22 protein-coding genes are annotated in these 22,653 nt (G+C 59.6%); 3 read left to right on the top strand and 19 right to left on the bottom strand.

Annotated features, from left to right (window positions below):
* Positions 1-63: 63 nt before the first annotated feature.
* The 10 genes from ccmE to AC0J4F_RS21240 form a co-directional block, all read right to left on the bottom strand.
* Entirely contained in the window at positions 64-513 is a 450-nt protein-coding gene (gene ccmE / locus AC0J4F_RS21195; RefSeq protein ID WP_133950959.1) for a cytochrome c maturation protein CcmE, read from the bottom strand.
* 63 nt (positions 514-576) lie between these two features.
* The gene (gene ccmI / locus AC0J4F_RS21200; protein WP_133950960.1) at positions 577-1,713 is read right to left on the bottom strand and encodes a c-type cytochrome biogenesis protein CcmI; all 1,137 of its coding nucleotides are present in this window, start codon (positions 1,711-1,713) and stop codon (positions 577-579) included.
* A 112-nt stretch (positions 1,714-1,825) separates the two neighbouring features.
* Entirely contained in the window at positions 1,826-3,307 is a 1,482-nt protein-coding gene (locus AC0J4F_RS21205) for a hypothetical protein (RefSeq protein WP_133950962.1), read from the bottom strand.
* Between the two features lie 169 nt (positions 3,308-3,476).
* Positions 3,477-3,914 carry an RT0821/Lpp0805 family surface protein gene (locus tag AC0J4F_RS21210; protein ID WP_133950964.1) on the bottom strand — a complete coding sequence of 146 codons (438 nt, stop codon included), beginning with the start codon at positions 3,912-3,914 and terminating at the stop codon, positions 3,477-3,479.
* Between the two features lie 166 nt (positions 3,915-4,080).
* Positions 4,081-5,511, bottom strand: a complete 1,431-nt coding sequence (locus tag AC0J4F_RS21215) for an ATP-binding protein (protein WP_473024602.1) — start codon at positions 5,509-5,511, stop codon at positions 4,081-4,083.
* Positions 5,501-6,169, bottom strand: a complete 669-nt coding sequence (locus tag AC0J4F_RS21220; protein ID WP_133950968.1) for a response regulator — start codon at positions 6,167-6,169, stop codon at positions 5,501-5,503. The genes AC0J4F_RS21215 and AC0J4F_RS21220 overlap by 11 nt, the downstream gene beginning before the upstream one ends.
* Positions 6,170-6,228: 59 nt before the next feature.
* Positions 6,229-6,471 (bottom strand): hypothetical protein, encoded by a 243-nt coding sequence (locus tag AC0J4F_RS21225; RefSeq protein ID WP_133950970.1) that lies wholly within the window; start codon positions 6,469-6,471, stop codon positions 6,229-6,231.
* A gap of 141 nt (positions 6,472-6,612) precedes the next feature.
* A complete protein-coding gene (locus AC0J4F_RS21230) occupies positions 6,613-7,938 on the bottom strand; it encodes a glycosyltransferase (RefSeq protein ID WP_209002477.1) in 1,326 nt (441 codons plus the stop codon).
* A gap of 69 nt (positions 7,939-8,007) precedes the next feature.
* Positions 8,008-8,763: an HAD-IIB family hydrolase gene (locus AC0J4F_RS21235; RefSeq protein WP_166672771.1), complete on the bottom strand. Its 756-nt coding sequence runs from the start codon at positions 8,761-8,763 to the stop codon at positions 8,008-8,010.
* Complete coding sequence (locus AC0J4F_RS21240) at positions 8,764-10,293, bottom strand: glycoside hydrolase family protein (protein WP_166672772.1); 1,530 nt, start codon at positions 10,291-10,293, stop codon at positions 8,764-8,766.
* A gap of 116 nt (positions 10,294-10,409) precedes the next feature.
* Here AC0J4F_RS21240 and AC0J4F_RS21245 point away from each other — a divergent pair, with 116 nt between their 5' ends.
* On the top strand, positions 10,410-11,159 hold the full coding sequence (locus AC0J4F_RS21245) for a DUF1194 domain-containing protein (protein WP_133950972.1): 750 nt from the start codon (positions 10,410-10,412) through the stop codon (positions 11,157-11,159).
* A 20-nt stretch (positions 11,160-11,179) separates the two neighbouring features.
* Here the strand turns inward: AC0J4F_RS21245 and AC0J4F_RS21250 are convergent, their stop codons facing one another.
* Positions 11,180-12,358 (bottom strand): phytanoyl-CoA dioxygenase family protein, encoded by a 1,179-nt coding sequence (locus tag AC0J4F_RS21250; RefSeq protein ID WP_473024603.1) that lies wholly within the window; start codon positions 12,356-12,358, stop codon positions 11,180-11,182.
* Between the two features lie 85 nt (positions 12,359-12,443).
* Between AC0J4F_RS21250 and AC0J4F_RS21255 the strand changes: the two genes are divergently transcribed.
* Positions 12,444-13,469, top strand: a complete 1,026-nt coding sequence (locus AC0J4F_RS21255; RefSeq protein WP_473024604.1) for a LacI family DNA-binding transcriptional regulator — start codon at positions 12,444-12,446, stop codon at positions 13,467-13,469.
* 14 nt (positions 13,470-13,483) lie between these two features.
* Here AC0J4F_RS21255 and AC0J4F_RS21260 read toward each other — a convergent pair whose 3' ends face one another.
* From AC0J4F_RS21260 to AC0J4F_RS21295, 8 genes are all read right to left on the bottom strand, one after another.
* Positions 13,484-14,185, bottom strand: coding sequence for a helix-turn-helix transcriptional regulator (locus AC0J4F_RS21260; RefSeq protein ID WP_133950978.1), 702 nt, complete (start codon positions 14,183-14,185; stop codon positions 13,484-13,486).
* Between the two features lie 12 nt (positions 14,186-14,197).
* Positions 14,198-14,578: a VOC family protein gene (locus tag AC0J4F_RS21265; RefSeq protein WP_055671179.1), complete on the bottom strand. Its 381-nt coding sequence runs from the start codon at positions 14,576-14,578 to the stop codon at positions 14,198-14,200.
* Positions 14,579-14,728: 150 nt separating this feature from the next.
* The gene (locus AC0J4F_RS21270; RefSeq protein ID WP_473024605.1) at positions 14,729-15,619 is read right to left on the bottom strand and encodes a glycoside hydrolase family protein; all 891 of its coding nucleotides are present in this window, start codon (positions 15,617-15,619) and stop codon (positions 14,729-14,731) included.
* Positions 15,620-15,679: 60 nt separating this feature from the next.
* Positions 15,680-16,405 carry a DUF2793 domain-containing protein gene (locus AC0J4F_RS21275; RefSeq protein WP_473024606.1) on the bottom strand — a complete coding sequence of 242 codons (726 nt, stop codon included), beginning with the start codon at positions 16,403-16,405 and terminating at the stop codon, positions 15,680-15,682.
* Positions 16,398-20,285, bottom strand: coding sequence for a baseplate multidomain protein megatron (locus tag AC0J4F_RS21280; RefSeq protein WP_473024607.1), 3,888 nt, complete (start codon positions 20,283-20,285; stop codon positions 16,398-16,400). Before AC0J4F_RS21280 ends, AC0J4F_RS21275 begins: the two co-directional genes overlap by 8 nt.
* Positions 20,285-20,749 carry a C40 family peptidase gene (locus AC0J4F_RS21285; protein ID WP_473024608.1) on the bottom strand — a complete coding sequence of 155 codons (465 nt, stop codon included), beginning with the start codon at positions 20,747-20,749 and terminating at the stop codon, positions 20,285-20,287. Before AC0J4F_RS21285 ends, AC0J4F_RS21280 begins: the two co-directional genes overlap by 1 nt.
* The gene (locus AC0J4F_RS21290; RefSeq protein ID WP_473024609.1) at positions 20,739-21,629 is read right to left on the bottom strand and encodes a DUF2163 domain-containing protein; all 891 of its coding nucleotides are present in this window, start codon (positions 21,627-21,629) and stop codon (positions 20,739-20,741) included. The genes AC0J4F_RS21285 and AC0J4F_RS21290 overlap by 11 nt, the downstream gene beginning before the upstream one ends.
* Positions 21,630-21,644: 15 nt before the next feature.
* Positions 21,645-22,280: a DUF2460 domain-containing protein gene (locus AC0J4F_RS21295; RefSeq protein ID WP_133950992.1), complete on the bottom strand. Its 636-nt coding sequence runs from the start codon at positions 22,278-22,280 to the stop codon at positions 21,645-21,647.
* A 98-nt stretch (positions 22,281-22,378) separates the two neighbouring features.
* Here AC0J4F_RS21295 and AC0J4F_RS21300 point away from each other — a divergent pair, with 98 nt between their 5' ends.
* Positions 22,379-22,633 carry an HP1242/YdcH family protein gene (locus AC0J4F_RS21300; RefSeq protein ID WP_040451743.1) on the top strand — a complete coding sequence of 85 codons (255 nt, stop codon included), beginning with the start codon at positions 22,379-22,381 and terminating at the stop codon, positions 22,631-22,633.
* Positions 22,634-22,653 lie beyond the last annotated feature (20 nt).

The following is a 22,653-nucleotide window of genomic DNA, read 5'->3' on the forward strand; positions in this document are numbered from 1 at the left end:
GTCCTGCGTCCCGTCCCTCAGGTTATGTCTTTGGCTGCGTCATAGGCTGAGCGCCTGACAGCATTAGTTGGCAGCGCCCTCTCCGCCCTGCCAATGGCCCTGACCTTTCAGAGCTTCCGCCACTTCCTTGGGCATATAGTTCTCATCGTGCTTGGCCAGCACGCTGTCGGCAACGAAAACCCCGTCTGGCGTCAAAACGCCTTCGGTTACGACGCCCTGCCCCTCACGAAACAGATCCGGCAGAATGCCCTGATAGGTCACCGCCACAGAATGCGCGGTATCGGTCACGCGGAACTTCACGTTTGCGTCATCAGAGCGCTCGACAGACCCGTCTTCAACCAGTCCGCCAAGACGAATTCTCTGTCCTTCAGGAATTTGCTGGCTCGCGATATCGCTTGGGCTTTGAAAGAAAACAATCTGATCATTCAGCGCGAACAGGATCAATCCAAGTGCGACAGCCAGAACGGCCCCCGCGGATCCGATCAGTGTCAAACGCCGTTGTTTCCGAGTCATTTTAGTTCCGTCTAACGTTGCCTGCCCGCAAGCTCCTGCCCCTATAGGACCTTGCTGCTATCTCTATGACCCACTCAACCCCAGAGTGACTGCTGCGTCTTTGATCCTGGCCAATTCGGCCGGTCTTTCCGCAAAAACTTTTTCAGCGCGCCGATAGGTGTCGAACGCTTCGTCCCGTTTACCTAGGACCATGTAAGCGCGCATCAACTGGCCCCATTCTGCAACAGTTCCGCCATTGGCATCAATCCGTGCAGCAAGGCCCTGGACCATGGTTGTGATCATCTTCTGGCGATCATCATCACTCATCTCACCGGCGGCCTCGACATCAGCCTTGCTTGGACCTCGCAGAGCTGGAAGCAGTTCTGGTGTCTCTCCGGTCAATCCGGCCAATTCCCGCCGCGCAACCGGCACCCATGCTGCCTGAGGATCAGCTCCTTCCAGAAGGCTCTGCCAAGCGTTAACGGCCTCATCCGTTTTCCCTTCCTGGGTCAGTGCCAGCGCGAGAAAAAACCGAGGTTTAACTGCTGTCGGCTCCAGATCGACGGCCTGCTGGAAAGCCGTCCGTGCCAGCTCGGTAATGACACCCTCATTGGACACGGTCATGGCTTCACCCATGTCCGTCAGCCAGTCTGGTCTTGGACCAAGGATCCGGATCGCATTGGAATAGGCACGTGCTGCAGAATCCGGCTGGCCCATCCGCATGTAAACAGGCGCGATTACCGCCCAGCCCTGACCGTCTTCAGGATCTTCCGCCAAGTGGCGTTCCACCCGGGCAACCAGCAGTTCGACCGGTTGCTCATCAGCAGGGGCCGACAAGCGGGCTGCAAGCGGCTGGTCTTGCAAGTCAGGCGATCCGAGAGCGAGATATGTTCCAAGGGCAGCGGCCGGCAACGCAACAAGCGCAATGACCTGAACGGATCGGATCCGGAGTTTTGAGACAGTGACCGGGCGCGGCTCGTCCTTCCGGTCATGCACGGAGAGCAACCGGCGAGCTGTTTCGGTACGAGCTGCTTCAGCGGCCTCTGCGTCGATCAGGCCGTCCGACAAGTCTCGATCAATTGCTGCCAATTGTTCTTTGTAAACAGCTGCGTCAGCTTGTGCCGCAGCTTCCTCAACAGAAGACCGCGACCGCGTCAGCGGCACAAGAACAGAAAGGGCCGCCAGCGCGGTCAAAACTGAGATCAGGATCCAAAAAATCATGGATGCATATAGACAACCGAATGTGTCGAAATGCAAGTAAATGCGTGTGTGACTGGCGGTCGCGGTTTAGAACCTGCGAACAGCACTCAGCGCACCATCCAGAGGTTCGGAATCAAGCCCGTTTCAATGCCTTATTGATCAACCGGCGTTCAGGCGACGCGGCAGCGGCTTCATCGCCTGCGCGCGTCTTGGCCTTTGCAAGGGCCGCATGGCGGCTTCGCCGCAATTGGTCGGCATACTCCGCCCCGAAATAGATCTCCGACAACATGATCGCTACGTCGGCGGCGGCCTGATGCGCTTCCAATTGCGGGCTTTTTGCCTTGCCAAGATCGGTGATCAAAGATCTGGTCACGATTTCGAGTGTCTGCTCGACCGTCTGGCGCGTGCGTTTGCTGATATCATTGACCGCGAACGTCTCAGATCCATGACGCACCATGTTGACAACACGTACAGCCCGTACGGCGTCATTGATTGCCGTCTGGTCCAAGATCAACTTACCGTCATCGTCCAGCTTTGGAACCTGAAGGGCCCGGCGGACGGCCGTGTGGGCATTGTGCAGTTCCCGAGTGACGACATCAGAAATGCTGCGCTTTGTGTCAGCTAACCGGCTGTGCCACTTGCCCGTTACGGTCAAATCGACATCGCGTTCAATCCCTCGGACCAGCGAGTTATAGTCCGACAAGGCGTTTGAAAATGCCACCGGATCGGGATTGTTGTTGCGGTGATCCACCGCAAGGATGTTCAGGCGTTCGGCCTCGCTCATGACCACATCAACAAACGGCGCAAACTGCGACCCTGCAATCACCTTCGGATCATCATCCCCGGCAAGCCGGCCGGCAAATGCACACAAGGCTGAAGGCTTGTCAGCACGGTCGACAAGAGCGGCGGCGACCAGCGGAAGATGGTCCGGAAAACGCTCCGAACACTTATCAACCATGCGCAGGACATCGTGGTCCTGCTTTAAGCGCCGTTCGTTGATCCGGTCGGGCATGGCTTCCAGGAACGGCATGAGCCAACGCTCGGATGAGAAGACCTTGTGAATGTCGCGAAGCTCGGAGATGCCGCGCTCACCGCCAAGCTCGATCCCCATGCGGCGGTGTTCGCGTTCATCGATTTCACCGCGCCTCAAGGCTTCACCGATCGCATCCGCCGACCGGGTTCTCAATGCCTGCACCAAGCCATCAACCCGTTCGCCGCTGACGGCGGCATTCCCCGCCTGCTCAAGCACAAGCTGAACGTCTGTCGGCATAACGTCCCGGCCGAGCCATTTCCAAACCTTGTTCAACATGCCGCGATGGATGCGGCCTTCCTGACGGTTCGGCAAAAACTCGTCGATCAGGAATCCGTCAAGGGACGTAAAGAACATGCGCTGGATTTGACCGCGGCGGTGTTCATTGCCTTCGGAATCGAGGGGGTGTGTCGATGGTTTGCGCAGGATCGCAAGGGCTGAGTTGAGCACCAGCTCAATGTGCGGATCGGCATCGGCCTGGGCCTTCGCGCGCTCAAGATTACGCACAAGCGCCTCAATCGCCTTTGGACTGAGGCTGCTAAGATAGGTCCTGATTTTAGCCTGTAGCTGGTCCAGCTGTGTCATTCACGAGATCTATGGCAGCCAATGTTTCTTTATCCATGGTAAACGGCGAACCTTAAACAAGTATGTAGAAAACACGATGCCGTTACGCGACACGAATTGCAGCGAACACTTGCTATTTCAGGATTGTTGAAAGAATTCAGGGGCGTGTTTCGGAAAGTCTGCCCGGCTATTAGCCGATAACCTTCCAGTCACCGCGATCCATCTCACACGCCGTGCCGCGCGCCTGGAGAACACGACCCTGGAGAACCATTTCATGGGTGAATTCACGGCATTCCGTTTCGTTCACGGAATATACAGGCCCGGGGAGAACACGACCGCTGCGGCCGGTCCGGTCATTTTGCCAGGCAACCGACACACCAACACCGCGTGCTCGCAGAGCCCGATCCTGTGCCTGTTCCGCGGCACGCCTGTCAGAAGGCTCCAGCGCTTCACCGAATTCATTGTTCACCAATACGGAGATCGCGGCGCTTGCTTCCGTGCCCGAGACGTTGCCTCTCGGATCACCGAAAGACGAACCCCATCCGCCCACGCCATTTGCGCCGGATGCGATGGAGCATCCTCCCAAAAGAGTGGCTGTGAGCAAACAAAGGGCGCTGCGCAATTTCATGCACCTAGTCTCCAAATCGGCTTTGTGGACCAAGTCACCGGATAGCGACTCAGTGGTAACGTGACTTTGTGGCCGAACTTGGCCACGATATAGAAACATTGCCTGTGACCTGCATCACATCTGATCACAGGCGATTTAAAAATCTGCAAACCATTCCGTTAGGGCATCAGTTGTCGCCAAGCAAGGGCAGGATCAACCGCGCCCTCAATCCCCCCAACGAAGACCGCCCAAGTTCCAGCCGACCTCCATAAAGCGCTGCCAAATCTGCCACAATCGAGAGGCCGAGCCCAGTTCCAGGGACAGTCTCGTCCAGGCGGCGGCCACGCTTGACAGCTTCAGCACATTGCTCCTCAGATAAGCCCGGGCCATCATCCTCGACACGGATTTCGACCATCCCACGGGCACTCGATGCGTCCGCGATGGGTGTTGCCGTCACCTGCACCGCAGATTTTGCCCATTTGCAGGCATTGTCGATGAGGTTGCCGGACATTTCCTCAAGGTCCTGCCCCTCTCCGCGAAACCGCAACGTGGCATCTTCAAGACCATCAAGGCGAACATCCCGCTCCCGGTAAATTTTATTCATCGCCCGCACGAGCCTGTCCAAGACCGGCTGCACTTCACAAGACACCCCGATCACCCGACGTTGTGCGGCCATCCGGGCACGTTCCAGATGATGCTGGATCTGGGTCGACATCACCTCCGTCTGTTCGATGACCTTCTCCGCCAGCGAGCCTTCCGATGCGCGGGCTTCATTGGAGATCACGGAAAGAGGCGTCTTGAGACCGTGAGCCAGGTTGCCGACATGGGTTCGGGCACGCTCAACGATTTCCTTGTTGGAGCCGATGAGCGAGTTCAGCTCCACAGCAAGCGGAGCGATCTCACGTGGCAAAGCTTCGTCGATCCGCTCTACCTCCCCTTGGCGCACGGCGCTTAGGGAAGACCGCAATCGAACGAGCGGCCGTAGCCCGACACGGACCTGCAGAAACGTGGCCAAAACCAGTCCAAGCCCGACGATGAGAAGCGTCAGTGCGGCGAGGCGTGCGAACTCGCGAATATCGGCCCAAAAGCCCGCAGTCGCAGCCCCAACAGCGATGACGTACGGCGTCTCCCCTACGGCGATGCGCTGTTGCAAAACACGGATTTCATCGCCTGTCGGTCCGGCAACAAAACCGGCTCCAGCCTCCGCCTCCCCCAATGCAGGCACTGCAAGTGGATCTCCAACCAGAGATTCAGAGGCGTAGAGGACCGTTCCTGTATCCGCCTGGCGAACGGTCCAATACCAGCCGGACAGAGGCAAGGAAAACCGCGGATCGCCAAGATAAGTCGGCTGTTGGACCTGAGGCGTTGCACGCAAAACAGTCTCGTCGCTGGTCTCCAGCATTTCCGAAACAAGGGCCTTGATGTGGATTTCGAGCTGAGCATCAAACGAGCGCTCGCTGGCCCGTTGATAGAGGCTGACAAGAAACACACCGGCAATCGCAAGTGCCAGCGTCGACCATACGGCCGCCACCAGAACGAGACGGCCCGCAAGGGAGCGCTGCGGCTTTACGGGCTCCGGAGCCGGCTCACCGGCACCTTCCGCGTTCTCAGTCGTCACGGGCCTCTCCCAGACGGTACCCGAGGCCGCGGATGGTTTCGATCATGTCGGCACCGATCTTCTTGCGCAGACGGCCAACGAAGACCTCGACCGTATTGGAATCACGGTCGAAATCCTGATCGTAGAGGTGCTCGGTCAACTCCGTCCGGGAGATCACCTTCCCCTGATGGTGCAGGAGGTAGGACAAGAGCCGGTATTCATGGGAGGTGAGCTTGATCGGAGAACCATCCACCGTGACCCGGCCAGCTCTCAAGTCCAGCCGGACGTTGCCGCAGGTAAGCTCGTTGGAGGCATGACCGGCAGCCCGGCGTACCAGGGCCCGAACGCGCGCCAGAACTTCTTCCATATGAAAGGGCTTTGCGACGTAATCATCCGCACCGGCATCAATTCCAGCCACCTTGTCGGACCAGCGGTCACGGGCGGTGAGGATCAGAACGGGCATTGTCTTCCCGTCGCGCCGCCATTTTTCGAGGACTGACAAGCCGTCCAGCGTCGGAAGCCCAAGATCAAGGACAACCGCATCATAGGGTTCGGTGTCTCCGAGGAAATGTCCTTCTTCGCCGTCGAATGCGCTGTCCACCACATAGCCGGCCTCTTCCAACGCGGTCATAAGTTGGCGGTTCAGGTCTTTGTCGTCTTCAACAATTAGCAGGCGCATCGGTCTTCATTTGCTGGCTGGGGGAGTGTCGGGTGTTTGATAAGCGCTGGGTATACCGGTCAACGGTTCGCGTTGACTGTGACATTGGTCACCTGTCCGTTCTTTAAAACAGACAAGACATACACATATCCACCACCCTGGCGGCATAACTGCGCCTTGATGATTTCGCCGCCGGCTTGCCCGGCTACCGCACCGAGCGGCTGCGCCTGGCCGCTGGCCACCACGGCACGCGCTTCGGCCTGCGACAGGCAGTTTGCGCTTGCGGCGCCAGTTACGGCCAACAACAAAAACAGGGCGGTCACAAAGACTTTCAAAAGTCGAATCCTCAAGACATCAGCAGTTGATGCGCAAGGTGTAACCAAACCAAGCTGAACGCAAGCTGAACCGTTTTTCAGATCACTGGCAAACGGATCAGCTTGCACGGCCATCAAACCAATCTGCGGTCAGTTCGCCAAGGTGAGTTCGTCGGTCTGCAGATCGTCGTAACGCCCCTTGAAATGGTCAAACACCTGGAGTGTACGCCGGGCGATCCCGGTCCAACCGAAGACGCGGCGGGCAAACCGCGCCCCTTCCACCGACAAGGTCTCCCGCACCCACGCATACTGCATCGGCATGTTCAACATGGTTGCAAATTCTTCTGGGCGTTTTGGGTCAGCAACAAGAGCGTGACGGCCAAACTCCAGCTGCTCAAACAGCCCCCCATGAATAGTCACCACTGTCGGTGTCCCGCAGGCCATGGCTTCCACAGCGGTCATGCCGAAGGGCTCGTAGCGGGACGGCAGCGCAAAAATGCCAGGCGCGCGGTAAAAATCGGCGAGGTCTTCATCGGCGACATAACCGCGCCAGCTAATCTTGTCCGAAACGCCCAGCTCCGACGCCCGCTGTTTCCACTGACCCAAGAGCGCATTGTCGCTGTCGGAATTTGCACCTGCTGCGAGCACAAGCCGGGCGTCCGGTTGCATTTTCAAAAGGCTTGGGAGCGCCTCGATAATCAGATCATAGCCCTTGTTCTCCGCAGCACGCCCGACAACGTAAATGTCGGTCTCGCGAATGTCGTGTTTCTGCCGGACGGTGGCAACGCGTGACGGTGTTGCAGGCGTGAAGCGGGCCTCATCGATCCCCGGAGGGATCATCGAGATATGATCCTTGGGCAGTTGATAGTGTTCGGCAATCAGATCGACCTGCTGTTCGGTCGTCGCGATCACATGGTCGCAATTGCGATAGAGCACAAACTCCTTCTGGATCCGCTCATCAAACCGGTATCCGGCCATCTCGGCAGCATCTGCGCCTTCCATGTCGTGCTGTTTCCACCAGCCAAGCGAATGGGGCGTGTGGATGTGCGGGATCTGGAGTTCTTCGGCAATCTTCTGACCCGAAACACCAGCATCCCAATAATGCGAGTTGATCACGTCATACTGCAGTCCGCGGTGCCGGATCATGGCAAGTGCGTTGGTGACGAAATCACCGTACCAGTCGTGCATGTCCTCTTTGCGGATGAAGTCTTTGCCGCCGAAGGGAATTCGAACCACGCGCAGGTTTTCATTGATGATGTCTTCGGCTGGCTGATCTTCAAATTGCCGCGTCATCACATCAACGTGGTAGCCAAGCCGCGCGAACCTTTTGGCCAGCTCGAGGACGAAAACCACTTGCCCGCCCGTGTCCGGCTTGCCGAGTTCCGGCGTTCCGGCCACATAGCCATGCAAGGAAATCATCAAAAGCGAACCAACGTTCTGCTTGTTCATGTCGTACCAACCTTTGTTGTGTTTCAAGTCTCCGTCTTTCCCAGGCAGTTCTTTTTGATTGTGCCGTGTTTGTTTCAGTAAAGTGTAAGGCTCGAACTAATTTTCAACGTCTGACCGTGGAATGGCATTGAACGCAGCCAATCCTTCAAGAACGCCGGCCGCATGATGGGCTGCGGCGTGATAGGTCTTGTCTTTCGGCATCGCAGCCAACAGTTCCGGGCGGGCGTTGCCGACAGCAATGGCTTTACCTGCGGCTTCAAACAAGGCCAGATCGTTGCCGGAATCTCCGGCTGCAATCGTATCTTGCAAGGCGATCCCGAGATGGTCTGCCAGATGGCGCATGGCGGCGTCCTTGCCTGCCTCTGGCGCCAGAATGTCGAGATCGCTCTTGCCGGAAAAAATATGTTTGAAGGAAAACCCGGCGTCTTTGAGGCGCTGGATAACCAAGTCCGCCCGCTCCCGACCGGGCACCGCGAAACTCGCCTTGCCCGGCGTTTGAAACACCGCGTCGTGCGGCGTATGGCCCATCTTGAGCACCGATTCGCGGATCTGAACATCCGGCCAGGCGTCGAACTGCTGCGACCATGAGGACAACAACGTGCCCTGTAACCGGATTTCTGTCCCCAAACCGGTAATCACAGCATCTGGCGCGAAAGTCGCCGGGAAATAGGACCGGAGCGTTTCATCGACACTGGGCGCTGGCCGGCTGGAATTCAACGCGATCTTGAGCCGACCGCGGTGCCGCTCCAAAACCTGCCACAGCCGGCGAAGCGCGGCGGGGTCCCCGGTCAGCGTGTCATCGATGTCCGAGACCAGTAGAAGCGGTTTTGAATTGTCATTTTCCGCGCGCACTCAGGCCTCCTCTTCAGGGGCAAAATATGTGGCGGTGTAAACCTGCTCTGCCGCAGCTTCCGTGACGGGCCGGCTTAACGTCTCTATCGTCAAATGGCTGAGGCAAACCGCAGCGCTCTCGGTGTAAAACCCGACCCCGCCCTCGGCGAAACTGTCATCAACCAGCGACAACACCACATACCCGTCGACGGAAAACTCAACATACATCCCGTGAGCGACCACCTCGACCTGCCACGGCCCATGCGCGTTGCCCCGGAAATGGGCTTCTTGCAGCGGTGCATATCGGAAAGCGTGCTCAAACTCCGGTGTCGGATTGGCGCCCCAGGCCCGCATCTGGGCGATGCCGTTGACCAGATCGAGCGACAGGTAATACCCGTCCCCCTCATCATTCATGCGCAAGACAAGACCGGTCTTGCCCAAACCCTCAAGAGTCAGTTCGGCCCGCAGCCGGAAATCCTGGTGAAGGCCGGGCATTAGAAAAGCCTCGTACCCGCTCTTGCAAGACAGATGCAGGCCGTCTTCGCGGTCAATCACCGAAGCATGCGGATTGGCGTAGAGCTTTTTGCATTGATAGGAGGCGGTTACACTCTCGCTGCGCGTCACCAGATCGTTGAAGCCTGAAAAAGACTTAGCTTTCAGCCGGCCAGCTGCATCCGTCACCAGTTCCTTCGGCGGGGGCAGCAGCTTTTTGACGCTCTCCCGGCCGTAAACGACTTCCGTCTTTGAGAAGAAGTTGAACAGCAGCAAATCGCCACCGTTTTTACAGATGCGCCCCGCATAGTTTCCCGACGGCATCAAGACATTGTCGAAGAAGTTTTCATAGGGTCCGCGGAGCTGATCGGCATACCAATAATGGATTTTGATGTCCTCGCGGATCGAGCCCATCAGGTAATACCGGCCGTCCAGCTTAAAGAGGTTCGGTACCTCCACATCATCATACAAACCGGGCCGGTGAAGCGGTGCTTCAAAAACGAACTGATCGGGCGCTTCCTCAACGGCGAGCGACACACAGCCCCGCCGGATGATCGGCCCGTCCTTGATCCGAGCAGAGGCGAGAAGCAGCCGCTCTTTTGTATCGGGATCCTGAAAATAGAATGGATCGCGGAAGCTGACCCATTGCCGGCCTTCATCGATCGAGCTTTCGTAATGTGGCCCCGGCACCTCGATCGGATAGGTTTTCGAGGTCGAGCGCTCCCAGTGATAAAGATCCTTAGACCGCGCAAGACCAACCCGTTGCACGCGCCCGAATTCCGACCGCGCAAGACCAGTGTAGAACATCCGCCAGCTGCCGGGCCGTTCGGGATCCGGGGTCACATGCATGGTCCACAGCATGTCATCGTCCCAATCGCCCGGTTCCCCGACGAACAGCGCGTTTTTGACACGCCGCCACGTCATCCCGTCCGGGCTCACGGCGTGTGCAATAAAGTCGTGATTGGGCAGAACGAGATGAAATAGATGAAATAGGCCGTCGTGATAGACCACATCGACATCGCCGATGTCGGATCTCAAGAAACCATGGGATGCATACATGCCCCGAGCGTACCCCGGCTGTTTTGATTTCTTCAAGTGTAGCCGGAACTTATTTTGCAACGCAACATGAAACAATGCTTGTTCTTTGCAACAGGAAAACCAGTTACCCTGCAACCATGGCCCAACTTCATCTCAAAAGCGCATTGCCATTCGGACAAACGCGCCACCGTTTGAAAGCCGTCCTAAAGGCCGGAATTGTTTGCGGCCTCGCCGGCGTCCTGCAAATTGCGTCTGGCGGCGTGGCGCAGGCATGTTCCGTGGCGCTTGTTTTGGCAATGGACAGTTCCGCCAGTGTCGACGCCCGGGAGCATCAACTCCAGATTAACGGGCTCGCCGATGCGTTTTTGGACCCGGATGTTGTCAACGCCATCGAAGTGGTTGGCGGAATATATGTCACAGCTTTTGAGTGGAGCGGCCGCTATCAACAGGTCGAGCAACTGAGCTGGCGGTTCATCAATGACGGCGCCAGCGCGTCTGCAGCTTCCAACATTCTTCGGCAAGCCGGCCGCGGCTACACAGAGTTTCCGACCGCTCTTGGTTATGCGCTGGGACATGCGGCCGTTTTGATGAAACAGGCCCCCGCCCATTGCCGCCGGAAGGTGATCGATGTTGCTGGCGATGGCATCAACAATGACGGGTTTGGCCCCGACAGCGCCTACAAGGCGTTTGACTTCAACGGCATCACGGTCAACGGCCTGGTAATTGCCGGACCGGATTCCGTACCGGTCGACTACTACTACGCCGAGGTGATCCGCGGCCCCGGTGCATTTGTCGAGGTCGCCGGCACCTATGATGACTATGCCGAGGCGATGAAACGCAAGCTCATCCGCGAAATCATCGGCAGCGGTCTGGCGTCGGCTGACTAGGCCAAGTCCTCTCACCAAAGCTATGCCTGGCGGCGCCCTGCTTGTTCAGTCAGTGCATTCTCAAGTTTGGCGAAAGACCATCTCTCACCCAAGGCCCGCAACATCAACTGTTTCTGGGTTTCTGGTGCCAACCCGCCAACGGGAGGATCACGGTCGAGATTGGTGGGAAAAGAATATCCCTCCGCACAGGCCGAAACCGTTGCTTCCAAGGCCTGCGGTTCAATCGTCCCCGACAGAACTTTATCCAGCAGCACCGGATACAGTGCGCGGCACATTGCCATACGGTCTACGCTTTCCATGGCCCGGCCAAACGCGGAGGAAATTTGCAGAAGATTTGCCATGCGTTGGATGTTTGAACTTGTGTTGGCACCAGCGGCATGAAACAGCGCCGGGTTGAAAAACACCGCGTCCCCCTTCGACAGGGGGAGCTGAATATGGGCGCCTTCGAAGTAGCTCTTAAACGCCTCCAGGCGGTAAGCGGCATATCCCGGGCGGTAGAGCTGGGAGAACGGCAGGAGTTTGGTCGGCCCGCTTTCCACCGGCATGTCCGTATGCGCAACAGCCCCCTGCAGCGTCATGACCGGTGAGAGATCATGCACATGAGCCGGATAGCGGGCACACTCGGCGGCGGTCTGAAATCCGAGATGGTAATCCCGGTGGGCTTGTTGCGCAGCGCCACCGGGGCGGACCAGATTGACCTGTGCTGTCATCTGATAGTTTGGCCCGAGCCAGGCTTCACATACGGCATCAATCGCGGAATTTGCAAAGTAGTCCGCAAAGACATCCGGAGCTGCCAGACACAGTTTTTGCAATGAATTCCAGATCCGGTCATTCGACCCAGCGGCGGCAAAATGGTCAGCACCTCCGACACTTTGGGCTTTTTCCTCCGCAATGATCTGATTGTAAACATCTGTTGCCTGGTCAATCGGCCCCGTGTCGGGGTAGGCCCCTTCCAGAACAAGAACACCGGAGAGATCCTTGAGCACTGTCGCCCACTCGGCCATCAGCCGGCGCCGGCTGCTCTCACCCTGAAGTGAATTCTGCAGGTCATTGATCCGATAAACGGGAACATTCTTCAGAACACGATCCGCATGTGAAACGTTGGCCTTGTCAAGCTGACGGCCGGTTAAGGCGATGAAGGCGTCCAAGTCACAGCTTGTCTCGTCGAAGTAACCGGTAGGGGTTATCTGCTGATCCATGGTGTCCTCCCTGACTGGATCTTTTGAGGAGCTTACCAGTCATGAGACTTGCGAACGGACAAGAAATCCATCAAGAATCCATCAAATGACACATCGCTTTCCAGTGAAGGAGATTGCACTTCAGTCCGGTTTGAGCACCGCGACCGTTGACCGTGTCCTCAACAATCGGGCTCATGTCAGTCCGCAGACCCGACACCGGGTGCAGGATGCGATTGAGGAGCTCAGCCGTCAGGAGGGGCAGCTGGCCGCCCGTGGAAGACGCATTTTTCTGGATGTTCTGGTGGAAGCTCCCACGCGTTTCAGTCGCGAAATCCAACGAGCCAGCGAAGCGGTATTGAGAGAATTCAAACCCATCGCAATCCGGCCAAGGTTCAAGCTGTTTGAGACGATGACACCAGAAGACTGCGCTTTGGAACTGGAGAGGATCGCCCGGCGGGGAAGCCAGGGTGTGTGCCTGAAGGCCCGCGACACCGACCTCGTTCGCGCGGCGATCAACGCCCTGACGGACAGAGGTATTCCGGTGGTCACCATTTTCACTGACAATCCGGGCTCAGGTCGTCTGGCCTATGCCGGTCTGAACAACATTCGGGCCGGTCAAACCGCCGCCTATCTTATGCACAAGTGGCTGCCGGCCGACGCAGCCACTGTGCTGACCACACTGAGCCAGCACAGTTTCCAGGGAGAAGAACACCGATATGAAGGGTTCAGCAACCAGATGCGCGCATTGCGTCCCTCAATTCAGCTGCTGGATGCCAGCGGCGGCGGCGGACACAATCCGGCGACCGGCAAGGAAGTAACCGGGCAGGTTTTCAATCAGAAACGGATTGATGGCGTTTATTCCATGGGAGGCGGAAACCGGGCCATCCTCGCCGCTCTGGAAGGCATGGGGCTCCAGCCAACCACCTTTATCGCGCATGATTTGGATGAGGACAATCTTGAGCTTCTTGCCCAAAACAGACTGTCAGTTGTGCTCTATCATGATTTGAAATGCGACATGCGAGCGGCGTTCCGGCAGTGTCTCGCCTTCCACGGGCTCGCGGAGGCGCCATCGCAGCTGGAAAGTGACATCCAGATTGTCACCCCAATGAACCTGCCGGCAGACTATGCGTAAGCAACGCGCTTTTTCTATGGATCCGGTTTGCCGTGGCCTTCCGCCTCCATGAGGCGATAAAAATCCTTGAGGGTCGTGCCGGGTTCCGGCCGGAACTTTTCGCCTGTGTCCTTGACATCCGCCATGCGGTCCAGGCGGAACATTCGGAAATCATTGCGCAGTTCACACCAGGCCACCAGCGTCCAGACTTTGCCCCAAAACCAGAGGCCGAGGGGCCGGAGCACACGGTCCGAGGTCTGCCCCTTGGCGTCCGAATAGGAAATCGACAGGCGTTTCCGGTTGTCGGCGGCAAGCTCCAGAAAGTCGATCAGGGCGCGCACGTCCTCGGTCATTTCCGGGGCGAAAGCGTGGATTTCGATCTCGTTCTGGCGCACGCGCATCCGCTCGGGGATAACGGCGTCAATCTTGACCATGGCCTCTTCGGCGGCGCGGGCCATTGCTGCCCCGCCCCAGGCCCGGATGATCCGGGCTCCGGCCAAAAGCGCTACGATTTCATCGCGGGTGAACATCAGAGGTGGCAGATCGTAGCCATCGCGCAGAATATAGCCGACCCCGGCCGCGCCCTCGATGGGCACGCCCGAGGCCTGAAGGTCGGCGATATCGCGGTAGATGGTCCGCTCAGAGACTTCCAGCCATTCGGACAGCTGGCGCGCCCGAACGAGGCGGCCGCCGCGCAGATACTGAACAATCTGAAACAGGCGGTCGGCGCGTCTCATGCGGGTGCCGCCTTAGCTGTTGACGGCGAACATGCCAATGGAATTGCCGTCCGGATCAATGCCGTAGGCAAACCGGCCGGCCGGGATCGGGATCGGATCGGAAATGACCTCACCGCCTGCCTTGGCAAACCGTTCCATTGTCTCCTCCAGCGTGTCCGGGCAGGCAATGTGGATGGTAGGACCTGTGCCCTTTTCAGCCGGTGTGCCCGGGTAAAGATGCCCGGCAACTCCGTTTTCTTCGCTGGTCGGGAACATGGCAAAAGGATTTGGCCCCATATCAGTGACAAGGTTCAATTCTGTCTGGAAGACGTTGTTGTAGAAGACAATCGCCTTGTCCAGATCAGAAACGGGAATTTCCATCCAGACGTTGAAATGCTGAGGTTTGAAAGTCATCGGAATGCTCCTGAATTGCGGTAACAGGAAGCACCCTATCAGCCCCCTCCTGACAGCTTCCTGTCAGGAGGTTTCAGGAAATTTTGCTCATCTCTTAGAAAGCCACAACCCGCACTCGGTAGCGGCCGTTTGAATTTGCTCAGACTGCGTTCAAAAACTGCTCAAGTTTTCCTTGAGCCATAGAAAAATCGCGCCGCGCCGTTGCCAGAGCCATAGGAGAATGGCGCTGAGGCTGGGAACACCAGTGAGGATGAGCGCGGCTAGTGCGCCAGACAGATCTTCCAGAAGCAGCCCGCTGCCGGTGAGAAGTGTCAGGATGCCGACAAGGCCGGTGCCGTTTCGAAGGGCGATGGCCCGCTCCAGGGCGGAGCGGGTGGCAGGTCCGGGGATGCCATCAACGGCCAAGGGCGGATAGGCCTTTTGAAAGTCCTTGACAGCTGCCTTTGTCTGAGCCCCAAAAAACCCGTCGATTGGCCCCGGATCAAAGCCGAGCATCTTCAAGGAGCGCTGCAGCTCCAGGATATCGCTTCCCGGCGCTGGCGGTGCTGCGGCCGAGGCAAGGCCATAGTCGCCGTGTTCCAGGAGCCGTGCTTCCGCCGTTCGGCGTTTGATGAGCCCTTTCAGGCGCTGGCCGCCGGCCGTCAGGCCCGTTTGCGTCAGGAGGCGGGCGGCTTCAGAGACCTTGCCCATCTTCAATTGCTGCGCCCAACGCCAGGAAAGCGCCCGGCTGCCGAGATTGTAGACCACCGAGACACAAGCATCGAACTGGGTCTGCGGCAAACCGGGAAGACCTTTGCGCACGGGCGGTGCATATTCCTCATCCAGAAGTGTCAGCAGCAGCTTGTTGGCCTGATCCCGCGAGATCCGGTCCCCGACCGCCAGCCCTCGGCCATGCCGCTTGCGCCACCAGCCGGCAAAGATCCGGCTGCGCATGGTGAAGCCGTAGCCAATGGTGACCACACCGGCGGGGTCCAGATAGCCCCGCGAAACATAGCCCTCATGTGCCGCCAGAAAGGCGAGCCCCTGATCGCTGACTTTCATGCGTTTCTCCCGGATTGGATGTTCAAGTCAAAGACGCGGTGATGAGTTCGCTGTGATCGCTCACGCAGCTGGGGCAATGGGAAAGAAGCAGTGCACCGCAAGGCGGACTGTGCCGCCGCCAAACGCACCGCCGTTCGCCGTAAGCCGGACAGCGGTATCGGCGTAAAACGCCGTTGGCCCGATCACGCCAAGATTGCTGCTGCCCGCAGCTATCCCCAAGGAACCGCCGAACTTGGACGGCTCGCCTGATAAACCGCAGTCGTAGGACGATGCCCCGGTGACTGCGGTCACCGTGCGGGTAGAGACACAAAAGACGATCGCCCGGCTTGGGATAATCAACCCTGTCTCGACAAAGGCCCCGGACAGCGCGGACAGCTCTGCCTCGATCACCCGGTGCTCGCTTTGCGCCCCGAAGCTACCGCGCGCCAGAATGCGCGTTTCGGAGAGCGGGCCACCCATGTCCCGCCAAGTCCCGGCGAGGTACTTCAGGTCCAGCCCCTCCGCCAGCACATGGATGGCGAGCCCCTCAAAGGGCGCATGAAACGCCCAGGCTCCATTGCGCCACTCGGCCAGCTCCCCGTCCCGGTCCGCCCAGTCACCCGTAGCGCCCGGGGCAACAAGATAAAGATCCCCCTCATTGGCGGCAGGTGGCGCAGTCAGGTCACGGGACTGCACCACCGGTTGGCTGAGCGCGTCGAGCGTCAGGAGCGCCTCGTTGTGGGTGACATGTTTCTGGGCCTGTGCGGCCGCCAGCAACGGGAGGGCAAGACGTAAAGTCTCAGACATGACGGACAGCCTTTCGCTCATAACCGCGCCCGGTGCGTTGGGAGAGCTGGGCAACGGCAAAATGAATTTCACCGAGTGTTCCGCCGAAGTCAGCAAGTTCTTCGGCGCCTGGATAAAGGGCAGTTGAGTTGTCGGAGGTCAGCGTGCGCAGAACCGCGCCCTGGTCTGTCAGGATGTCAATCTCATAGGCTTCAAACTCTTCGCCAAGCGGCACTTCGGCCTGTTCCCAGCTGAGACCGCTGTCCCGCGTCTGGCGGATCCAGCTAAGGACAATGCCTCTCCCCGTCCGCCGGGCCTTGAGGTGAACCGGGGCCAAGGGCCTGGCCGCCCGCTGGGTACTCGCGTGGCTCACTGCCACCGCAGCCGGATCGTCCAGCGCCCGCCCCTCCGGCACAATGCGATAGTTGAGGCTCAGGCCGGATTGATCGCCGGAGATTGGCACCAGCGGTGTCCTGTCTTCTGCGAGCAACACCACATCGCCCCCCAAAGCCGCACCGCTCAGCATCTCGGTATCCGTGCCCCTTTGCCCCCGCAACAAGGTGCTGAGCCGGTAGGTCTTCGGCGCTATTAGTTCGGCGGTGACAAATTGCAGGATCTCCCAGCCTCCGGACTGGCAGCGCACAGCCACCGCGTTCGCGCCCGCCAGGACTTGCCTCTCGCTCCGGCTCTGCAGCTGGCCGTCAAGGAGCGTGACCTCCAGAGTGTTTGCGCGGTCAAACACCCACATCGGCCCCTGTGCCAATGGCGCGGTCAAGGTTCCGATACTTGCTGGCGCGGGAATGCTGATGATGGCTGCAAAACCGGCCTCCGAGGCGCTGCGCATCACAGTCAGTCCGCCCGGCCAGGGTTTGGCGTATGCAGCAATGCGCACGGCATCGTCCGGATCGCCGGCGTTAAGTTTTGGCAAGTCCAGAAACACGACATAAGGCGGGCTCAAGTCGGAATTCTGATACCCGCCGCCGGGGGCATCCGGACCGCCTGCAGCCGGCGACAGCTCCGCCGTTATCCGCACCGCCTCGATCCGGCGGATCCCGGTATCTTCAATCGATGTCACGCGCACGGTGAGCGGCGGGTCAAATGTGGCGGTCGGCGTGCCGCTCAAGGCTACGACGTCGCCCGGTTCCAGATCAATCCGGTCAGGGCCAACGGCAAACGACAGCCGTTCGCGTTCCGACCAAATCCGGTGGAGACGCCGGTCTGCCGCTATGCTCAAGGGTTCGGGCATGGAGCATGCAGGCAGGATCTGCGTTTCCACCTGTCGGCTGCCGCCCTCCAGTCTGCGGGACGCGGAAACCCGGCGGCGGAAATCGCTGACAGGATCATCTGCCCCGAAGCGGACTTCAGCGGAGAGTTCGCTCGCCTGTGCCCGTGTCCGCGAGAGCAGGCTGTCCTCCGGGCCCGGGTCGGCAAGGCCGTCCGCGTGAAGGGTGGTCACTGTTTCCGGCAGAACAGTCGAAAGCTCGATATGCGTGCCCCGGTCCGAGGCCTGTCCGGAGAACGCGGTCAGCACGGGCTCCAGTACATCACGCGCGCTGACAGGGCCGCTCAACGTGTATCCATCGAGACCACCCGCAAGACCGAAGACCTTTACATCCTCTTCCAAGACGCCGTAGTCGGCGAGCACCGCCTTGCACAGGCCTTGAATGGAGATGCCGCCGAGCCGGCCGGAGAGCCAGTGCCCGAGCCGCCAGTTGCCCCCATCGGCCCAGACGTTGGAGAACATCGGAAAGGCCGGAAACGGGCGCGCGTCCCAGGTCCAGAGATAAATCCCGTCCGGATCCACCATCGGCCCGTCATATACTTGAGACACGGGATTGTCGCCCGCTTCGAACTCCGGATGGCTGTTCGACCACCAGCTGAGCGAGGCTTCCAGCGCCCGGCGCTGGCTGACATCATCGCGAAAGCCGCGCGAGAAATAAGGGAACGCGCTTTCCGATGACTTCGGGTCGACGAAAACATTCGGCTGGTTGGCGCTCCGGTCGATGGCCGGAAAGCCAAGCTCGGTAAACCGGACAGGCTTGGATTGCGGCACCCAGCCGGTCGGGGCTGCGTCCTCAACACCGCCCACCCGCTCGTAATGCGGATTTTGCCAAAAACTCCAGATGTCCTTGGTCCGAAAAACCCAGGGCTTGTTGTAGGCGCCGTCCGTGATGGCGGTGCGGGTGCCCGTGGCCCGGTCCGCGCTGCTGGCATAGTACCAGTCGTAATATTCCCCGCCCTTGATGCCACCACGCAGGTTCGCAAGGTCATAGCCACTGAAACCACCGCCCGGATCGCCGTCATCGCGCAGATCGCTCAAGGGCAGATAGTTGTCGATGCCGATATAGTCGATCTCCGGCGATGCCCAGACCGTATCGAGCGGAAAACGGAGTTCGGTATCAGAGACCTGATGCGCTCCATATTCGGACCAGTCCGCCGCATAGGAGATTTTGACGTTGCTGCCGACAAGCGCCCTGACGTCTGACGCAAGCAAGCGCAGCTGGTCGGCGAACGGATAACTGCCCCCACCGGCATGCGCACGGGACAGGCCGCGCATTTCCGTGCCGACCAGAACGCTTTCCACCCCGCCTGCCGCCTTTGCAAGCGCCGCGCAATGGAGGATATGCCGACGGAACGACCATTCATCCGGTCCATTGTAGGTAACCGTGCCGCCGCTGACGGAAAAATGCGCCGCCGAGGCCGTCCCTGTGAAACTTGCAACATCCGCCGCAACCGGACCCACCGGAACGATGCGCCCACGCCAGGGGTAAGGTGCCTGCTCGGTGTCTCCATAGGGGTCCGGCAGACCGTTGCCCGTTGGCACGTCCATCATGATGAACGGATAAAGCAGGACCTCAAGACCGTGCGCCTTCAGATCCTGAATGGCAGCAATCACGCTGCTGTCGGACGGTGTCCCGCCATAAGCAGGCCGCCCGTCGATGCGTGACACCTCGTCGGCCTCGTCCCGTTCAAGCTCGGCAACACGCCAGACATCGCCCACAGTGACCGTGCCATTGGCTTCCACCTTCGGCCGGACGGTGCAGGATCCGGCGCGCAGGTCATCGCCGAACCAGGCGACAACCAACGCAACGCGCTTGAGATTGGGGCACAGCGCCCGAAGTTCCTCGATGGATTCGTTCCAGTCAGAGGTGCTCGCAACCATATGCCGGTTGATGGGCCGCTGCTCGCCGGGGCCCAACACCTCGGAGACCACACCCGGCGCGTAAGCGAACTCCCCGGCGCCTGGAATGATCGTGATTGCCCGGACCTGGTTTTCCAGCGGTTCGACCGGCCGGATCACCTCAAAACTCAATTGCGGCAAGCGGTTGCCGAAGGGTTCCAGATCCAGCCGTTCAAAGACGACATAGGCCGTGCCCCGGTAAGCAGGCGCCGGCTCCTGAAGCGCGGCAATCAGCGGATCGGGCATCTGATCATCCGACCCGTAATAGAGCCGAAATGTGATTTGCCGAGTGTCGAGCTCCTTGCCGTCCGCCCAGATCCGGCCGACGCGGGCGATTTTTCCTTCGCACAGGCCCACGGCGAAATTGGCAAAATAACTGTAGCTGGTGACAGTCGCGGTGCTGCGGCTGCCGCCCGCTTTGCCGCCCTGCTCTTCCGTGGTGACGACTTCCTCGAAGTTGGTCGCCCAGATCAGCTGCCCTGAGAGGCGCACCCGGCCATAGACCTTCGGGATGGATGCGCCCTCGCTGGACGATTGCACGGAAAGATCCGCCAACCGGCTGCCTTCAATGTCCCGTGAGGCCCCGCCGCCAAACAGGGACTGATCGATCAGATTTCCGGCAAGCGAGCCCGCCGCCTTGCCGATCACCCCGCCAAACCCGCCCAGACCAAAGGCGGCCCCGGCGGCCTTTCCGGCAGCTGCAAGCACAAGCGTTGCCATCAGACGGTCTCCTTCGGAAAGGTGAAACTTGCTGCGATCCGCCGCTGCCAGCTCGGCACCAGCGGGCTTTCGATCACTCCGACCCGCTCATAGGCATGGATGAGACGGGGGGAGGCTTGAAGCGGAGCACTCAGGATGCCGACATGTTTGGCCGGCATGCCGTCCCGCCAGCGGAACACAAGAACATCGCCGGGCTCGGTGGCCTCCGGCGCGATCTCCAAAAGCCAACGCCGTCCGGCCTCAAGCAGCGTTTCGCGCCCGCCGGTCTCCGCCCAGTCCGCCGAATAGGGCGCCAAGGCCTGCGGCTCGTCCCCATAAAGCGCGCGCCAGATGCCGCGCAGGAGCCCCAGGCAATCGCTGCCCGCGCCCCGGCAACTTGCCTGATGGCGGTAGGGCGTGCCGATCCAGCGGCGCGCCTCGGCAAGCACCGCCCTCCGGCCGGTCCCCATAGCGTCACTCGACACGGGCGCTGCCATCGTTGAGGCCGGTGTTGCGGTTTGGATAGGACAAGGCGAAATCGCTCCCCGGCATATGCGGAAACCCCTGATAATTCAGATGATTGGCAAACTTTGTCCGGCAGGTTTCCAGATCCTTGGAACAGCCAGCCCGGACCTCGACTTCCATTCCCGGTGCAAGTGCCTCGGGTGCCGGCTGGAACAGCGACAGAACCGACACGGCACCTTCCTGCCGGTGACTGGCAACCTCCGATGCAAATCCGGCAAGCGGTCCAGTCAACACCGTCACCCTGCCCCGGCTGAACCAGCCATTTGCATAGGTCTCCAGCCCGGTGACGCGGAGCCATTCACGTTGTGCGACTGTCACCGTGGCCGTTGCCCGATAGGCCGGATTGGTCAGATCGACCTTGCACCGGCTGTCGCCAAGATCCGCATCGCAAATGCGGGCAAACACCCGCCCCTGCCGGCTCTCCAGAAGATGCGCCAGCCCCCGGAGCTCGGCCCGGAACACCGACCCCGCACGGCCGACCTCGCCGATGCGGGCGCGCCTTAGCAAGACATGATCTGACGGCGTTTGCCAATTGACCAGAAAGACCCGGACGTCCGCATTATCCCACAGGCCTGCTTCCAGATCCGTCTCCAAAAGCGCCGAGTTTTCCAGCGTTCCAGAGACATCCCCGCCCCCGGTGGCGAACTCCGGCCCATCGCTCATCGCCGATGGTGAAAGGCCGTTTTGCGGCTGGCAGACAACGCCTTCCACGCTCAAGGCCCGGTCATGATCGGTAAACCCGAGCCGGACGCCATCTGCGCGCGTGACGATCCAGCAGGTCGCAATAGTGGTAATCCGGCCCGCAAGATGCGCGGCCAGGTTTGGCGGCAGAGTTTTCATGGTTTTCCCGTGGCTTTAGAGCCGGATCTCGACCAAAGGGATCGAGGGAATGTCGCCGGCTTCGAAATGGGTCAGGCTGAGGTCCAGGCGGTCGGTGTCGAACCGGACCGGCACGTCGAACAGGAAACCGGCTGTGACGGAACTCCCTAAGGACGGCGCTTCGGAAAACACGATGTCGCCCGTCGACGCATCGACCTCAAAGTCCATCCCGGCGGTTTGGTCTACCCCGGCCACTGCTACCCGCACACTGCTTGCAACCGGCAACCGGATGGCCCGGCGATAGGCCAGATCACCGCTCCCGTATGTCTTGGTTAAGGGAAACCGGACCGTGCTGCCGTCTCCTTCCCCGATGGACTGATCCACGGCTTGAGGCGGATTGCCCGCCATTGAACTCGCATGGTCAAAGGGATCGCGCAGGCGGAAGCCGTATAGCCGGCCGCGGGCCTTCTCAAACAGGGCCAGGATCGCCCTCAAGTCCGCGAGCGATCGCACACCGGTTGCCGCATCATAACGGCGGCGGCTGTCCGCCCAGCGCGCATTGCGGGTCTCGTAGCCGGTCGCCAGCGGAACAATTTCGGTCCGGCGCTCCGGCCCGCCGAGCACTCCAAAGGCAATACTTCCCGGAAAACTCTCATTCAGAAAGGCGTCCATGAAAATCTCCGTCGCAAATCGGACTTTGATTGATCTGTCTCAAGGTGTTTGGAAGCTGGCGGCGGCACTTTGGGGGCCTCTAAAGGAGGCAAAATAGAATGAGTCACGTTCCTCACGAACTGCATGAAGAATTCCCGGACGCGGCAGACGCGCTCCACACATTGAAGACCACCGATGCCCATTTCGCCCGCCTGGCCGAAGAGTATCACACCATCAACCGCGAAGTGCACCGCATCGAAACCGATGTGACACCTGCATCCGATGAAGTTCTTGAAGACCTGAAGAAGAAGCGCCTTCACCTGAAAGACCAGATTGCCGCCATGCTTGCGGCTGCGGCAAACGCCGGTTCCTGAGCCCCTCCTTTTCAGGCCGG

The organism is Roseibium sp. R5, assembly GCF_055755305.1.

Coding starts and splice junctions, on each gene's coding strand:
- AC0J4F_RS21280 (WP_473024607.1), bottom strand. CDS start 20,285: ATGGCAACGCTTGTGCTTGCAGCTGCCGGAAAGGCCGCCGGGGCCGCC.
- ccmI (WP_133950960.1), bottom strand. CDS start 1,713: ATGATTTTTTGGATCCTGATCTCAGTTTTGACCGCGCTGGCGGCCCTT.
- AC0J4F_RS21210 (WP_133950964.1), bottom strand. CDS start 3,914: ATGAAATTGCGCAGCGCCCTTTGTTTGCTCACAGCCACTCTTTTGGGA.
- AC0J4F_RS21205 (WP_133950962.1), bottom strand. CDS start 3,307: ATGACACAGCTGGACCAGCTACAGGCTAAAATCAGGACCTATCTTAGC.
- AC0J4F_RS21245 (WP_133950972.1), top strand. CDS start 10,410: ATGGCCCAACTTCATCTCAAAAGCGCATTGCCATTCGGACAAACGCGC.
- AC0J4F_RS21270 (WP_473024605.1), bottom strand. CDS start 15,619: ATGAAAGTCAGCGATCAGGGGCTCGCCTTTCTGGCGGCACATGAGGGC.
- AC0J4F_RS21300 (WP_040451743.1), top strand. CDS start 22,379: ATGAGTCACGTTCCTCACGAACTGCATGAAGAATTCCCGGACGCGGCA.
- AC0J4F_RS21260 (WP_133950978.1), bottom strand. CDS start 14,185: ATGAGACGCGCCGACCGCCTGTTTCAGATTGTTCAGTATCTGCGCGGC.
- ccmE (WP_133950959.1), bottom strand. CDS start 513: ATGACTCGGAAACAACGGCGTTTGACACTGATCGGATCCGCGGGGGCC.
- AC0J4F_RS21295 (WP_133950992.1), bottom strand. CDS start 22,280: ATGGACGCCTTTCTGAATGAGAGTTTTCCGGGAAGTATTGCCTTTGGA.
- AC0J4F_RS21250 (WP_473024603.1), bottom strand. CDS start 12,358: ATGGATCAGCAGATAACCCCTACCGGTTACTTCGACGAGACAAGCTGT.
- AC0J4F_RS21255 (WP_473024604.1), top strand. CDS start 12,444: ATGACACATCGCTTTCCAGTGAAGGAGATTGCACTTCAGTCCGGTTTG.
- AC0J4F_RS21220 (WP_133950968.1), bottom strand. CDS start 6,169: ATGCGCCTGCTAATTGTTGAAGACGACAAAGACCTGAACCGCCAACTT.
- AC0J4F_RS21240 (WP_166672772.1), bottom strand. CDS start 10,293: ATGTATGCATCCCATGGTTTCTTGAGATCCGACATCGGCGATGTCGAT.
- AC0J4F_RS21275 (WP_473024606.1), bottom strand. CDS start 16,405: ATGTCTGAGACTTTACGTCTTGCCCTCCCGTTGCTGGCGGCCGCACAG.
- AC0J4F_RS21290 (WP_473024609.1), bottom strand. CDS start 21,629: ATGAAAACTCTGCCGCCAAACCTGGCCGCGCATCTTGCGGGCCGGATT.
- AC0J4F_RS21265 (WP_055671179.1), bottom strand. CDS start 14,578: ATGACTTTCAAACCTCAGCATTTCAACGTCTGGATGGAAATTCCCGTT.